Origin of the sequence: Comamonas sp. wu1-DMT (assembly GCF_040187805.1) — a bacterium.
GTDB lineage: Bacteria > Pseudomonadota > Gammaproteobacteria > Burkholderiales > Burkholderiaceae_C > Comamonas > Comamonas thiooxydans.
Genome location: NZ_JBANEM010000008.1, coordinates 39,504 through 54,129 on the forward strand (window position 1 = coordinate 39,504; position 14,626 = coordinate 54,129).

Annotated in this window: 10 protein-coding genes and 1 riboswitch; of the genes, 4 read left to right on the forward strand and 6 right to left on the reverse strand. The window is 63.3% G+C overall.

Annotation, left to right across the window (positions count from 1 at the left end; all coding sequences use genetic code 11):
• Positions 1–241: 241 nt before the first annotated feature.
• Entirely contained in the window at positions 242–2,185 is a 1,944-nt protein-coding gene (gene thiC / locus V8Z78_RS12990; protein WP_349731514.1) for a phosphomethylpyrimidine synthase ThiC, read from the reverse strand.
• Between the two features lie 259 nt (positions 2,186–2,444).
• A riboswitch (TPP riboswitch) is annotated at positions 2,445–2,562 on the reverse strand.
• A gap of 81 nt (positions 2,563–2,643) precedes the next feature.
• A complete protein-coding gene (locus V8Z78_RS12995) occupies positions 2,644–3,303 on the reverse strand; it encodes a nitroreductase (protein ID WP_349731515.1) in 660 nt (219 codons plus the stop codon).
• Between the two features lie 184 nt (positions 3,304–3,487).
• Here V8Z78_RS12995 and V8Z78_RS13000 point away from each other — a divergent pair, with 184 nt between their 5' ends.
• Complete coding sequence (locus V8Z78_RS13000) at positions 3,488–4,708, forward strand: ABC transporter substrate-binding protein (protein WP_349731516.1); 1,221 nt, start codon at positions 3,488–3,490, stop codon at positions 4,706–4,708.
• Positions 4,709–4,839: 131 nt separating this feature from the next.
• On the opposite strand, the gene V8Z78_RS13005 is transcribed toward V8Z78_RS13000, so the two are convergent.
• The 3 genes from V8Z78_RS13005 to V8Z78_RS13015 form a co-directional block, all read right to left on the reverse strand.
• Entirely contained in the window at positions 4,840–5,499 is a 660-nt protein-coding gene (locus V8Z78_RS13005; RefSeq protein ID WP_046460931.1) for a nitroreductase, read from the reverse strand.
• A gap of 167 nt (positions 5,500–5,666) precedes the next feature.
• Positions 5,667–6,503 carry a serine O-acetyltransferase gene (gene cysE, locus V8Z78_RS13010; RefSeq protein ID WP_012839329.1) on the reverse strand — a complete coding sequence of 279 codons (837 nt, stop codon included), beginning with the start codon at positions 6,501–6,503 and terminating at the stop codon, positions 5,667–5,669.
• 36 nt (positions 6,504–6,539) lie between these two features.
• Positions 6,540–7,340, reverse strand: a complete 801-nt coding sequence (locus tag V8Z78_RS13015; RefSeq protein WP_349731517.1) for an RNA methyltransferase — start codon at positions 7,338–7,340, stop codon at positions 6,540–6,542.
• 258 nt (positions 7,341–7,598) lie between these two features.
• On the opposite strand from V8Z78_RS13015, the gene V8Z78_RS13020 reads away from it, so the two are divergent.
• The 3 genes from V8Z78_RS13020 (at position 7,599) to mutS (ending at position 12,573) form a co-directional block, all read left to right on the forward strand.
• A complete protein-coding gene (locus V8Z78_RS13020; protein ID WP_003069344.1) occupies positions 7,599–8,519 on the forward strand; it encodes an inositol monophosphatase family protein in 921 nt (306 codons plus the stop codon).
• Positions 8,520–8,726: 207 nt separating this feature from the next.
• Positions 8,727–9,800, forward strand: a complete 1,074-nt coding sequence (locus tag V8Z78_RS13025) for a sterol desaturase family protein (protein ID WP_003069342.1) — start codon at positions 8,727–8,729, stop codon at positions 9,798–9,800.
• A gap of 154 nt (positions 9,801–9,954) precedes the next feature.
• Positions 9,955–12,573 carry a DNA mismatch repair protein MutS gene (gene mutS, locus V8Z78_RS13030; protein WP_502878845.1) on the forward strand — a complete coding sequence of 873 codons (2,619 nt, stop codon included), beginning with the start codon at positions 9,955–9,957 and terminating at the stop codon, positions 12,571–12,573.
• A gap of 60 nt (positions 12,574–12,633) precedes the next feature.
• Here mutS and V8Z78_RS13035 read toward each other — a convergent pair whose 3' ends face one another.
• Positions 12,634–14,559, reverse strand: coding sequence for a methyl-accepting chemotaxis protein (locus V8Z78_RS13035; protein ID WP_349731518.1), 1,926 nt, complete (start codon positions 14,557–14,559; stop codon positions 12,634–12,636).
• Positions 14,560–14,626 lie beyond the last annotated feature (67 nt).

Below are 14,626 nucleotides of genomic sequence, written 5' to 3' on the forward strand. Positions count from 1 at the left end.
CGTTTTTTCATGGCAGCAGTTCCAGCAGCTCCAAGCGTCAATCCGCAAAAACTTACATCGCGATATTTGCGCCTTATCGAGATGGACCTGACGGGCCGCGTCCCCAGCGCCCCTTTCCAAGCCGAACGCCGCAGCCCTGCGGCATCACTCGGCAAAAAGGCAGGCCCTGCGGCCTGCCTTTTTCATGGCGACGGGCAAAAGCGCTTGATGCACAAGTGCCGCAGCCCGGCTTCAGCTCAGGTCAACGTGCCGTGGTGTCGGTCGAGGCATTGACGATGGGAATGTAGAAATCGCCGCCCGCCTGATTGAACTCCGCCGCCTTGGCCTGCATGCCCACGGCAATGCTGTTCTCGGCGCTCACGCCTTGCTGCTTGGCAAAGTCGCGCACTTCCTGGGTGATCTTCATGGAGCAGAACTTGGGTCCGCACATGGAGCAGAAATGGGCCACCTTGGCGCTGTCCTTGGGCAGGGTTTCGTCGTGGTAGGCCTGGGCCGTGTCGGGATCCAGTCCCAGGTTGAACTGGTCCTGCCAGCGGAAGTCGAAGCGCGCCTGGGAGAGCGCATCGTCACGCGAACGCGCGCCCGGATGGCCCTTGGCGACATCCGCGGCATGGGCCGCAATCTTGTAGGCGATGATGCCCTGCTTGACGTCGTCTCGGTCGGGCAGACCCAGATGCTCCTTGGGCGTGACATAGCACAGCATGGCCGTGCCGAACCAGCCGATCATGGCCGCGCCGATGGCGCTGGCGATGTGGTCGTAGCCGGGGGCGATGTCTATGGTCAGCGGGCCCAGGGTGTAGAACGGCGCCTCGTGGCAGTGCTTGAGCTGCTCGGTCATGTTCTGCTGGATCATGTGCATGGGCACATGGCCAGGGCCTTCGATCATGGTCTGCACATCGTGCTTCCAGGCGATCTGCGTCAGCTCGCCCAGCGTGGCCAGCTCGGCAAACTGGGCATCGTCGTTGGCATCCGACGCGCAGCCGGGACGCAGGCCATCGCCCAGCGAGAAGCTCACGTCATACTGCTTCATGATGTCGCAGATGTCCTCGAAATGTTCGTAGAGGAAGCTCTCGCGGTGATGAGCCATGCACCACTTGGCCATGATGGAGCCGCCGCGCGAGACGATGCCGGTGCGGCGCTGGGCCGTGAGGTGGATGTAGGCCAGGCGCACGCCGGCGTGGATGGTGAAGTAGTCCACGCCCTGCTCGGCCTGCTCGACCAGCGTGTCGCGAAAGATCTCCCAGGTCAGATCCTCGGCAATGCCGCCGACCTTTTCCAGCGCCTGATAGATGGGCACGGTGCCGATGGGCACGGGCGAGTTGCGCACAATCCAGTCGCGCGTGGTGTGAATGTTCTTGCCCGTAGACAGGTCCATGACATTGTCCGCACCCCAGCGAATGGCCCAGACCAGCTTTTCCACCTCTTCCTCGATGCTGGAAGTCACGGCCGAATTGCCGATGTTGGCGTTGATCTTGACCTTGAAATTGCGGCCGATGGCCATGGGTTCGATTTCAGGGTGGTTGATATTGGCCGGAATGATGGCGCGGCCGCGCGCCACTTCGTCGCGCACGAATTCGGGTGTGATGATCTTCGGGATCGCTGCGCCCAGGCTGTTGCCGGCCAGGCGCAGCTCTCGCGCCGCGTCCTGCTGGTACTGCGCCATCCATTCACGGCGACCGTTTTCGCGCAGGGCCACATACTCCATCTCGGGCGTGATGATGCCGCGCTTGGCATAGTGCATCTGGGTCACGTTCTGGCCTGATTTGGCTCGGCGCGGCTGGCGCTGCAGCGCTGCGGCTTCGGCACGCAGCTGCTCCACACGCAGGTCTTCTTCGCCGCGCTTGCCGCCGTCGTCCAGCGCCACACGCTGGCGGCCCACATAGTATTCGCTGTCGCCGCGCGCCTCGATCCAGGCACCGCGCACGCTGGCCAGACCGCTGCGCACATCGATCTTGGCAGCAGGGTCGGTGTAGGGGCCGGAGGTGTCGTAGACGCTGACCTGCTCACCGTTGGTGAGCGCAATATCGCGCACCGGCACACGCAGTTCGGGATAGATGGAGCCGCTCAGATAGCTCTTGGTCGAAGCCGGAAACGGCTGGCGCGACTGAGCCAGCAGCTCGGCAAAACGGGCGGCATCGGGGGCATGACCTGCAGCAGGCGCAAAAATGGAATCAGGGGCGTTCATCGCAGTCTCCTCAAAGCGGTTGAAGTGCATCAAACGCTCCGTGGAGTGCGGCCCTGCTCTGATCTTGCCCTGCACTGGCCCGGCCCGCTATGGGGTATCCGGCCTGTGCCGCCGAAATTCTGCAATCTCGGCCTGGTTCTTCACGCACCGGCTGTCCAGAAAAGACAAAACCCCAGTGCGCGAGGCGCCTGGGGTTTGCTGTGCCCATGGCTTTCAGGGCTGGCACTCGTGCCAGTTGCCCTGTCAATCCATCGGCCCTGCGTCAGGGTCCCGCTCTTCTTCCGCCGGTATGAACCGGATCAAGTTCGTCGGGTTCGCCTGCACTGTTTTCACAGTGACTGGCATCTCAGCGCTTTCGCACACCCCGGAGCTGCACGCAGTATAGGCTGGTTTTGCCACAATTTGCGCACTCTTGAAGCTGTTTAACTATCCTGACCCTCAAGCGTCTAATCCGCCGTTCAATCCAGCCCCTGCAGCGCCAGCCATTCATTGCTGGCAGCACGGCTTGCGCGCCACTGGTTGATGGGCGCGCTGACATCCTCGTAGCCCAGGGCAATGCCAAAGGCAATCTGGTAGCCATCCGGCAATGCCAGCTGTTCGATCAGCATGTCGTTGTACATGCGCCAGAAGCCCTGGGCACAGGTGGCCAGACCTTTCTCCACCGCCAGCAGCATGAAGGACTGCAGATAGATGCCCAGATCCACCCATTGCGCATAGCCCATGCGCTCCTCCACGGCCACGAAAATACCCACGGGCGCACTGAACATCTGGCCGTTCTTGGCCAGCTGGGCCAGACGTGCTGCCTTGTCCTCGCGACAGATATTGAGTGAGCGATACAGATCTTCGCCGTTTTCAAAGCGGCGACTGCGGTAGGGCTCCCACAAACCGGGTGGATAGGACAGGCCGGGGCGCTGCACGGCCTCGGTCTCCCGGGCCCTGGCGCACAGATCCTTGAGCGCCTGTCCGCCCACTGCGGTCACACGCCAGGGCTGCATATTGCCGCCGGACGGCGCCTGCGCTGCGGTCTCCAGCAAGTCCCGCACCGTGGCAGCAGCCACGGCCTGCGGCAGAAAAGCGCGCACCGAACGACGCTGCTGCAATGCTTGACGAATATTCATCTCTTCTACTTTCCTAAATCGCTGGTGTGCAGTGTAGGAGCTTGCGGCATTTTCCCGAGTCGCCGTGGATACCTTGTCGCAGCCGCCCCGGTGCTTGCCCTGATGGCGCGCCCTGCTCCAACTGCGACCATGCTGGCTGCCCGTCGCAGTGACCGGGTACTCACCACCTCAGGAGATGACTCTGATGAAGCCTCGCTCTGTTTACTCCGCTACCGTTTTTTCCCCAAGAACATTGACGCTGGCACTGGGATGCCTGCTGACCGCTGCAGGCGCTCAGGCGCAGGACAAGATTCGCATCGGCTTCATCACCGATATGTCGGGCCTCTATGCCGATGTGGACGGCAAGGGTGGTGCTCTGGCCGTGCAGATGGCCGTGGACGACTTTGGCGGCAAGCTGCTGGGCAAGCCCATCGAGGTACTGACGGCCGACCACCAGAACAAGGCCGATATCGCGGCCAGCAAGGCACGCGAGTGGTTCGACACCCAGGGCATGAACATGCTGATCGGCGGCACCACCTCCAGTGCCGGCCTGGCCATGGGCAAGGTGGCCGACGAGAAGAAAAAGGTCTACATCATCAACGGCGCGGGCACTTCGGCACTGACCAACGATCAGTGCAGTCCCTATTTCGTGCACTATGCTTATGACACCGTGGCGCTGGCCAAGGGCACGGGCAAGGCAGTGGTGGAGCTGGGCGGCAAGAGCTGGTTCTTTCTGACGGCCGACTATGCCTTTGGCCAGGCGCTGGAGGCCGACACCACCCGCGTGGTCAATGCCGCTGGCGGCAAGGTACTGGGCAACGTCAGGCACCCGCTGAACACAGCCGACTTCTCTTCCTTCCTGCTGCAGGCCCAGAACTCCAAGGCCCAGATTCTGGGCCTGGCCAATGCAGGCGGCGACACCATCAATGCCATCAAGTCGGCACGCGAGTTCGGCCTGACCAAGACCATGAAGCTGGCCGGCCTGCTGCTGTTCAGCTCCGACATCCACAGCCTGGGCCTCAAAGCCACGGAAGGCCTGATGTTCACCGACAGCTGGCATTGGGACCTGAATCCCGAAAGCCGCAAGTTCTCGGATCGCTTCTTTGCCAAGTTCAAGAAGATGCCCACCTCGCTGCAGGCAGCCAACTACTCGGCCGCCATGCAGTATCTGAAGCTGGCCGAGAAGCTGGGCACGATGGACGCAGACAAGATCATGGCCGGCTTCAAGGCCACGCCGCTATCGGACTTCTATGCCAAGGGCGTGATCCGCCCCGACGGCCGCTACGCTCACGACATGTATCTGCTGCAGGTCAAGACGCCGGCCGAATCGAAGAAGGCCTGGGATTACTTCAAGGTGCTCAAGACCCTGCCCGGCGACCAGGTCTTCACCACCAAGGAAGAGAGCAAGTGCGCTCTGTGGAAGTAGCCGGTCGGCATTGAAGAAGCAGCCGGGCTGCCTGCATGGCACCCGGCTTGATGCCTTGCGCTTCGTCCTCGCCTTCTTGCCACGCAAGAAGAAGCGTCAAGCGACTGCCCGCACCGGCATCAAGACAAGGCTCATTCGAACCCGCGCATCTCGCACCATTCCCCGGGCTCTGCCCTGGTGGAGCGCCACTGGTTGATGGGTGCCGCGCTGTCCTCATAGCCCAGAGCCATGCCAAAAGCGATCTGGTAGCCCTGCGGCAGCGCCAGATGCCGGCTCACAAAATCGCTGTAATTGCGCCAGAAGCCCTGGGCGCAGGTGGCCAGTCCCTTTCCGGTCGCCAGCAGCATCAGCGATTGCAGATAGATGCCCAGATCCACCCACTGCGCATGCAGCATGCGGCTCTCGACCGCGACGAATACGCCTACAGGTGCGCCAAACATATGGGTGTTCCGGGCTAGCTGCAGCAGCCGCCCACTCCTGTCCTCACGCCCCATGCCTATGGAACGATAGAGATCCTCGCCATTGTCAAAGCGGCGGCTGCGATAGGGCTCCCACAGCTGAGGTGGATAGACCAGGGCAGGATCAGAGTTGGGGGTCGCCGCAGGCATGGCCTGGCGCAAGGCCTGAAGGCTGTCCCCCGTCAGCGCTATCACGCGCCAGGGCTGGAGGTTGCCGCCGGAAGCCGCTAGTCCGGCCTGCGCCAGCAAATCCCTGACCAGCGCCGCATCCACCCTCCTTGGCAAAAAAGCACGCACCGAATGGCGCTGCTGCATGGCCTGTTCCACATTCATCATTGCTCGCCTTGGGTTTGAGTTGGCAAGCAGTCTCGGCCGGACAGGCAGGGCTTTCGCCCCTCAAATCGACTACGGGCAAGCACCATGAAAAAAGCCAACGACAGGCGTTGGCTTTCACTGGCAGAGCAGAAGCATCGAGCGATCCATGGACAAGCGCCTGGGGTTTACTTGCCCAGAATCTGATCAATCTTGTCCTTCTGGAATGCCTCGGGTCGTTCGGACTCGCAGGGCACACAGTCCTTTACATGGCCTTGAATCGAGAGCTTCTCAATGGCGGCCCACAGCAGTGCAATCTGCTTTTCATGGCCGGCAGCGCCTTCGGACAGAGAGCGCATGGCCTGGGCCACGGGGTCGACTTCGGCCGTCACGCCATAGGCGGTGAAGCCGCTCTTGCCGCAATCCTCGTCAATCACGACAGCCGTTTGCGCCTTGGCCTCGACCTTGGGTGCCGACTCATGCTCGGTCACATCGGCGCTATGCCCAGTCTTGCTGGGAATGATGCGCGCCGGAATGCCCACGGCAGTCGCACCTGCAGGCACGGGCTTGATGACCACGGCATTGCTGCCTATCTTGGCACCATCGCCTACCTCGAAGCCGCCCAGCACCTTGGCGCCGGCACTGACCACCACATTCTTGCCCAGCGTAGGGTGGCGCTTGGCGCCCTTGTAGAGCGAGGTACCGCCCAAGGTGACACCGTGATAGATGGTGCAGCCATCGCCCACCACGGCGGTTTCGCCGATCACGACACCCATGCCGTGATCGATGAAGACCTCGCGACCAATGACGGCACCGGGGTGGATTTCAATGCCGGTGAACCAGCGCCCCATGTGCGAGATGAAGCGCCCCAGCCATTTGAAGCCATGCGTCCAGCACCAGTGCGCAGGGCGCTGCAGCCAGATGGCGTGCAGCCCCGGATAACAGGTGATGACCTCCCAGGTGCTGCGGGCCGCGGGGTCGCGGTCAAGAATGCACTGGATGTCGGAGCGCAGGCGATCAAGCATCAAATAACAACGTGAGGAATGTTTAGCTTGTGAAGTCTAGCGGGTTGGTGGCTGGCTCTGCAGCATGGCTTTGGCAACACCGCGAAGAATATGGATTTCTTCCTGGGTCAGCTGCGCGCGGTTGAAAAGCTGGTTAAGCCTGGGCATGAGCTTCTTGGGCGCTGCCGGGTCCAGAAAGCCGATATGGGCCAGGGCCTGTTCCCAGTGGCCCAGCATGCCCTGCACCTGGGCCATGTCGGCGCGATGCGCCTCGGGCGTGTGCTCCACCACGGGAAAACCACCCAGTGCCACGCGCCAGTCATAGGCAACGACCTGAATGGCCGAGCCCAGATTGAGCGAGCCGAACTGCGGATTGGACGGAATCGACAGCGCCACATCGCAGCGGTAGACATCGTCGTTGCTCATGCCAAAGCGCTCGCAACCGAACAGAAAGGCCACGCCCTTCTGGTTGCAGGCCGCACCGGATGTGGGTAGGTTATCGGTCAGACCTGCGTTCACTTCAGACACAGAGCGCGTATCGAGCTCTCCTTTCAGGAGCAACTCGAAATGCTCGCGCGGAGTGCGTGTAGGCGGGCCGAAGTCGCGTGGCGTCATCGCCGTCGCGCACATATGGCTGATGCCGTCCAGGGCTTCCTCCAGGGTGTCGACCACACGGGCCTTGTCCAGCACATCCAGTGCGCCACTGGCACGCTGAATGGTTTCTTCCTTGCGCAGCACGTTCTTGTAGCGTGGGCGCACCAGCACCAGGTCGTCGAAGCCCATGGTCTTGAGCGCTCGGGCAGCCGCCCCCACATTGCCGGCATGGCTGGTTTCAATCAGTACGAATCGGGTTTTCATCAACGCAGAACAATGCAAAAGGCCCCACTTGTGGCCTTGATAAGACAGCAGACTACGCGACCAGCTCTCTCTGGCATCCGCAAGCGCCGCAGAGAAGACCCTCGGGTCGCCGGGACGAACAAGCAAAAAAAAGCGCAGCCTGGGTAGAATTGCGCCCATTGTCGCCGCCCCGCATCGCCGGTCGCGGCTTTTACGTTCTTACCCGCGTAGTTCAGCCCAGTTTTGCTCCGGGCTGCATCGCCAACGCACTCACAATTTATGTCGAACTCCCTGCACCCCATGCTCAACGTGGCCATCAAGGCTGCTCGCGCCGCTGGCGCCCTCATCAACCGTGCCGCACTGGATGTGGAATCGGTGCGCGTTGCGCAAAAGCAGGTGAACGACTTTGTGACCGAGGTAGACCAGGCGGCCGAGCGCATCATCATTGAGACGCTGCTCAACGCCTACCCCCAGCATTCCATCCTGGCCGAAGAATCGGGCAGCGAGCATGGTGCCAAGAACTCCGACCATGTCTGGATCATCGATCCCCTGGACGGCACCACCAACTTCATCCACGGCTTCCCCGTGTACTGCGTGAGCATCGCCCTTGCCTACAAGGGCAAGATCGAGCACGCCGTGATCTATGACCCCAGCCGCAACGACCTGTTCACGGCAACCAAGGGCCGTGGAGCCTATCTGAACGAGCGCCGCATCCGCGTCTCCAAGCGCACCCAGCTGCGTGATTGCCTGATCTCCACGGGCTTCCCCTTCCGCCGCGGCGACAACTTCAAGCAATACATGCTGATGCTGGGCGAAGTCATGCAGCGCACGGCCGGCGTGCGTCGCCCCGGCTCCGCCGCCCTGGACCTGGCCTATGTGGCTGCCGGCTTTGCCGACGGCTTCTTTGAGTCCGGCCTGTCCATCTGGGACGTGGCTGCCGGTTCTCTGCTGGTCAGCGAAGCCGGTGGTCTGGTGGGCAACTTCACGGGTGAAGCCGACTTCCTGGAACAACGCGAAATCCTGGCCGCCAACCCACGCATCTATGGTTCGCTGATTCCCGTGCTGGGCAAGTTCAGCAAGTTCGCCACCGCTGGCGAAAAAGCGGCTGTGCGTCAGGCTGTCAAGACTGGCGAATTCGAAGCCCCCGCCGAAGAAGGTGCAGAGGCGGTGGCCGAAGAAGGCCAGAAGAACGCAGAATAAAAAAGGCGGTCGCCCCACGACTGCGGAAAGGGCCTGGTCCGGTGGACCGGGCCCTTTTTTTTATGCCGCCAGGCCGCCCCCAGGCAATAAGCACTCCTTGGGGGCCGAGTCCACAAGCAGTGGACAAGCGCTGGAGGTGTACGTCTCTCCACAGAATCCACAAACTCCCGGTCCAGAATCTGCCCGACGACAAATGGGCAGAACAATATGATGGACTTCTTCAGCCAGCATTGGGCGCTGGCCATTGACTGGGTTTCCGTGCATGCGGTGACTCCCGTGGTCAACGCACTCCATATTGCAGAGGCAGCAGGCGATCCGCGCGAGATAGCCGCCGGCATCCTGATCGCGCTGCTGCAGCTGTTTCTGATCGGCTGTGTGATGCGGCCGCTGGAGAGTCTGCTTCCCGCCGAACGCTGGGCCGACCGCCGCCACACCACGGTGGACCGCAACTACACCCTGCTCATGCTGCTGGGCCTGTTTCCGCTGTTCAGCTTTTTGATCCTCATGCCGGTCGCCCATATGCTGGGCGGCGGGCCTGCCACCGAGGAGGCCAGCGGCCTCAAGGCCTGGCTGCCCTGGTTTGAAGGCCACCCCTATATATTGTTTGCCGTGTACTACGTGGTCTACGACTTCACGTATTACTGGATGCACCGCGCCCAGCACGTCATTCCCTGGTGGTGGGCCATGCACAGCATGCACCACAGCCAGCGCCAGATGAGCTGCTGGAGCAATGATCGCAGCAACTATCTGGACGGCATGCTGCAAAGCTTTGTGCTGGCCAGCGTAGGTCTGGCCATGGGCGTGGAGCCCTCCGAGTTCGCCATGCTGGGCTTGCTCAGCGAGCTGGTGCAGAACTTCTCCCATGCCAACGTAGCGCTGCGTCTGGGCTGGCTGGGCCAAATGGGCGAGCGCCTGCTGGTCGGCCCACGCTTTCACCGCAACCACCATATGCTGCGCGATGCCGAGCGCCCCGAGCGCCACAACTGCAACTTCGGCCAGGTTCTGCCCTGGTGGGATCAGTTGTTCGGCACCGCCCTCTATCACGACGAGGAACTACGCCCCACGGGCGTGAGCGACCCCGAGGTCGATGCCGACAACGAGCGCGGCCTGATCGCCATGCAGTGGTACACCTTGAAGCGCTTCTGGGGAGCCTTCAGTTGCCGCGCGGGCTGGAGGCTGGGCGATGTGTCCTTCGGCCCGGGCTACCGCCCCATTCATGACGACGATCAAGGCTCTGGCTCTCAATCCGAGCAAGGCGTGCAGACGGCCTCTGCCAAATAGCCAAAAAACAGCCATGCCCCCTGCTATTGGGCATCACGGATAATGCAGCATTCGGCGCCCGCCCAGCACCGGCGCGGCGCCCCCTGTTTTGCATACCGCTGAAGCGATGACCCAGACAAGCACAGAATCCCCGTCGCTGCCCTACTCCCCAGACATGACTGACCTCTCGGCGCATACGCCGATGATGCAGCAGTACTTCAAGCTCAAAGCCGACCACCCCGACACGCTGGTTTTCTACCGCATGGGAGACTTTTACGAGCTGTTCTTTGGCGATGCCGAAAAAGTCACGCGCCTGTTGGACATCACGCTGACCACGCGCGGCCAGACCGCAGGCCAGCCTATTCCCATGGCCGGCGTACCTTTCCACGCCCTGGAAAACTATCTGGGCCGCCTGATCAAGATGGGCGAGTCGGTGGCGATCTGCGAGCAGGTCGGCGAAATCGGCGTGGGCAAAGGTCCGGTGGAGCGCAAGGTCGTGCGCGTGGTCACGCCCGGCACACTGACGGACAGCGAGCTGCTTTCCGACAAGAGCGAAGCCATTCTGCTGGCCCTGCACACCGCCGGCCGCCAGCGCGTGGGACTGGCCTGGATGGCCATGACCCAGGGCCGCATTCACATGGCCGAATGCGCGGCCGATGAACTGGGCGCCTGGCTGTCCCGCATCGCGCCCAGCGAAGTGATCTACAGCGCCGGAGTTACCGAGCGCTTCGAGCAAGCCCTGTTTGCCGTCAAGCACAGCGGCGCCATCAGTTGCCCTCTGTCGCCCCGCCCTGACTGGCAGTTTGACTCGGGCCTCGGCGAGCGCAAGCTGCTGGAGCTGCTGGGCGCTGCCAGCCTCAAGGCCTGGGAGGCCGAAGGTCTGCCGCTGGCCCATGGTGCCGGTGCCGCCCTGCTGTCCTATGCCGAACATACCCAGGGCCGCAATCTCACCCATATCCACGCCATCCAGGTACAGCGTGACGACGAGCTGATTGCCCTGCCGCTGGCCACGCGCCGCAATCTGGAGCTGGTCAAGACGCTGCGCGGCGAAGATGCGCCCACGCTGTTTTCGCTGCTGGACAGCTGCATGACCGGCATGGGCAGCCGCCTGCTCAAGACCTGGCTGCTGGAGCCCGAACGCAATCGCAAGGCAGCCATGCAGCGCCTGGAAGCCATTGGCGTGCTGCGCGGCACCGGGGCAGGCATGCCCCCCTGGCAAGCCCTGCGCGCCGAGCTCAAGGGCGTGAGCGATGTGGAGCGCATTACCGCCCGCATCGCCCTGCGCCAGGTGCGCCCGCGCGAGCTGGTGGGCCTGTCCAAAACACTGGAAAAAGCGAAGCTGCTGGCGCAGTCCGGACAGGCTCCGTCGGCCTATCTGACGCAGATCTTCAGCGACCTGATTCCGCCCGAAGGCTGTGCCGAGCTGCTGGCGCGCGCTATTCATGAAGAGCCCGCAGCGCTGGTGCGTGACGGCGGCGTGATCGCCACGGGCTTTGACGCCGAACTCGACGAGCTGCGCGCCATCCAGAACAACTGCGACGAGTTTCTGCTGGAGCTGGAGGCCAAGGAAAAGCTGCTCACCGGCATTCCCAACCTGCGCGTGCAGTTCAACAAGGTGCATGGCTTCTATATCGAGGTCACCAACAGCTACAAGGATGCGGTACCCGAGCGTTTTCGCCGCCGCCAGACGCTCAAGAACGCCGAGCGTTACATCACGCCCGAGCTCAAGGCTTTCGAGGACAAGGCCTTGTCGGCCCAGGAGCGAGCGCTGCAGCGCGAGAAGTTCCTGTTCGAGCAGCTGCTCGACCAGCTTCAGCCCCATGTGCCCCAGCTCACGCGCGTGGCCCAGGCGATTGCCGCACTGGACGTTCTGTGCACGCTGGCCGAGCGCTCGCTGACGCTGAACTGGACCGAGCCGCAGTTCGTCAGCCAGCCCTGCATAGAGATCGAGGCTGGCCGCCACCCCGTGGTGGAAGCACGCATGGCAGAGACCTCCAGCGGCAGCTTCATCGCCAACCACACGCGCATGAATCTCAACACGCGCATGCAGATCATCACCGGCCCGAACATGGGCGGTAAATCGACCTATATGCGCCAGGTGGCTTTGATCGTGCTGCTGGCCAGCATGGGCAGCTATGTGCCCGCCGGCGCTTGCCGTCTGGGGCCCATCGATGCCATCCACACGCGTATCGGCGCCGCCGACGATCTGGCCAATGCCCAGTCCACCTTCATGATGGAGATGACCGAGGCAGCGCAGATTCTGCATTCGGCCACGCCCCACTCCCTGGTGCTGATGGACGAGATCGGCCGCGGCACCAGCACCTTCGACGGACTGGCCCTGGCCAGCGGCATTGCCAGCCAGCTGCACGACAAGACCAAGGCCTTCACGCTGTTTGCCACGCACTACTTCGAGCTGACCGAGCTGCCCGCCAAGGCCAAGGCCGCCGTCAACGTGCATGTCAGCGCAGCGGAGTCGGGCAGCGACATCGTGTTTCTGCACGAGATTCAGGCCGGCCCCGCCAGTCGCAGCTACGGTATCCAGGTCGCCAAGCTGGCCGGTATGCCCGCAGGCGTTCTCAACCATGCGCGCCATGCGCTGGAGGCACTCGAATCCCAGGCCGGCGAGAACGAACTGCAGGTCAATCTGTTCGATGCGCCGGAGCTGGTGGACGCAAGCGCCGCGCCCAGCCCGCTGGATCAGGCCATGGCCGACGTCAACCCCGATGCGCTGAGCCCGCGCGAAGCGCTGGAAGTGCTCTACCAGCTCAAGAAACTGAGCGCCGGCACCGCCTAAGAACACGCTCCAAGCCTTGCGGACTCAAGCTCGGGCCTGATCCCTTCAGGCCCGGCCTGTTCAGGCCTCCAGCAGTTGCGGCTGCTGCTCCTGCACGGACAGGCTGCGCTGCGGTACTTCGCCCAGCTTGAAGGCAGACACCTCGCCCATCAGACGTGCGGCCTGCTCGCGCAGGCTGGTCGCTGCAGCGGCCGACTGCTCGACCAGGGCTGAGTTCTGCTGCGTGGCATCGTCCAGCCCGGCCACGGACTGGTTGATCTCGGCGATGCCGCGCCCCTGGGTCTGCGAAGCATCGCTGATCTCCTCGATGATTCGCGTCACCCTGGCCACGGCGTCCAGCAACTCCTGCATGGTGGCCCCCGCATGCGCCACCTGCTGCGATCCGCTGCCCACCTGGGTCACGGAGTCAGTGATGAGTTGGCGCACTTCCTTGGCAGCTTCGGCCGAGCGCTGGGCCAGGCTGCGCACCTCGGCCGCCACCACGGCGAAGCCCCGGCCCTGCTCGCCGGCACGCGCAGCCTCCACCGCCGCATTCAGCGCCAGGATATTCGTCTGAAAGGCGATGGAGTCGATCACGCCGATGATGTCGGCAATCTTGCGCGACGAGTGGTTGATGCCCTCCATGGTCACCACCACCTGCTGGAAGGCCGTTCCGCCACGCTCGGCCACGCCGCGCGCCGACTGAGCCAGGTCACCTGCGCTGCGCGTGGCTTCGGTATTGGCCTGCACGCTGTCCGTCAGCACCGACAGCGATGCCGCCGTCTGCTGCAAGGCACTGGCCGCCTGTTCGGTGCGCTGGCTCAGGTCCTGGTTGCCCTGGGCCACTTCGGAGCTGGCCACGGAAATCGAATCGGCGGCCTGGCGTACGGCCCCCACCATGCGCTCCAGCGACGAGACAAAGCGGTTGAAGGCCGAGGCCAGCGCCCCCACCTCGTCATTGCTCTCCACCGGCATACGACGGCTCAGATCGCCATGGCCGTCGGCAATCTCCTCCAGCATGCGCGCAGCGCGCCCCACGGGTGCCGCAATCGCCCGGCTCACCAGCCAGATCACCAGCAGGCCGATGCCGCCGCCCACCAGGCCGGCCACGGCCGAGGTCAGCGCAATGGTTCGTCGCACGCCGCCCAGCACCTGAGCCTCGGGCAGCTCGGCAACCACGTACAGGTCCAGCTCGGGCACATAGGAGGAAGCAATCAATTGGCGGCCCGAGGGCGCCTCGTACATGGCATGGGCAAAGCGCTCGCGGTTCAACAGCGCAGCGCTGAGCTCGGCGCTGAAACCGGGCCGGTCCTTGAGCCAGTGCTTGCCATCCACCAGCGCCGGGTCGCGGTGCACGAGAATGCTGCCGTTGCCGCGCACCAGGGAGACCGAGCCGGACTCGCCCACCTGGTAGGCGCGCACGGCATGCGCCAGCTCATCCACCGACAGGCCCAGGCCCGCAATACCCTGCCTGCCCTGGCCGGCATCGAAACGGACATTGATGAACAGCATATAGGCGTTGGAGCTCACGTCCTTGTCGATCTCCAGCACCTGCGACTTGTCCCCGGCCAGCAGCTCATAGAACCATTGGTCACCCTGGCCCTTGGGCGCCAGCTTGCGCATCGGTCCCTGCTCGCCGAAATACTGGCCCGTGCTGCCCGACACCCAGAACACCGATGAGGCCCCGGCCTGCTGCTTGACGGCCTGGGCATACCTTGCCCAGGCCGCATTGCCATCCTCGGGCTCGCCCGCGGCTTCCCAGTCCAGCACAAAGCTGTTGCCGGCCACCGACCTGGCCATGGCCAGCGGCGTACCGATCTGGCGCAGTATGTCGTTGCGGATCTCCCCCACCACGGCCGGCAGCTCCTGACCCACCACACGCTCGCGCAGGCTGGCCCCCGTCAGCACAAAGCCCAGCGTCGTGGAAATCGCCACGAACAGCAGCAGGCAGCTCACCATGCTGGACATGAGCTTGGTCCGTATCGACAGGTTGCGAAATGCGTGCATGGGATTCCCTCTTCTAACCAGCTGTAAGCAAGTGTTCGATCAAGGGGCGGCATCTTCTCACGCATAC

Excerpts from the sequence above, each read along its gene's own strand:
- mutS (WP_502878845.1), top strand. The coding sequence starts at position 9,955 with ATGACTGACCTCTCGGCGCATACGCCGATGATGCAGCAGTACTTCAAG.
- V8Z78_RS12995 (WP_349731515.1), bottom strand. The coding sequence starts at position 3,303 with ATGAATATTCGTCAAGCATTGCAGCAGCGTCGTTCGGTGCGCGCTTTT.
- V8Z78_RS13025 (WP_003069342.1), top strand. The coding sequence starts at position 8,727 with ATGATGGACTTCTTCAGCCAGCATTGGGCGCTGGCCATTGACTGGGTT.
- V8Z78_RS13035 (WP_349731518.1), bottom strand. The coding sequence starts at position 14,559 with ATGCACGCATTTCGCAACCTGTCGATACGGACCAAGCTCATGTCCAGC.
- V8Z78_RS13020 (WP_003069344.1), top strand. The coding sequence starts at position 7,599 with ATGTCGAACTCCCTGCACCCCATGCTCAACGTGGCCATCAAGGCTGCT.
- thiC (WP_349731514.1), bottom strand. The coding sequence starts at position 2,185 with ATGAACGCCCCTGATTCCATTTTTGCGCCTGCTGCAGGTCATGCCCCC.
- cysE (WP_012839329.1), bottom strand. The coding sequence starts at position 6,503 with ATGCTTGATCGCCTGCGCTCCGACATCCAGTGCATTCTTGACCGCGAC.
- V8Z78_RS13000 (WP_349731516.1), top strand. The coding sequence starts at position 3,488 with ATGAAGCCTCGCTCTGTTTACTCCGCTACCGTTTTTTCCCCAAGAACA.
- V8Z78_RS13005 (WP_046460931.1), bottom strand. The coding sequence starts at position 5,499 with ATGAATGTGGAACAGGCCATGCAGCAGCGCCATTCGGTGCGTGCTTTT.
- V8Z78_RS13015 (WP_349731517.1), bottom strand. The coding sequence starts at position 7,340 with ATGAAAACCCGATTCGTACTGATTGAAACCAGCCATGCCGGCAATGTG.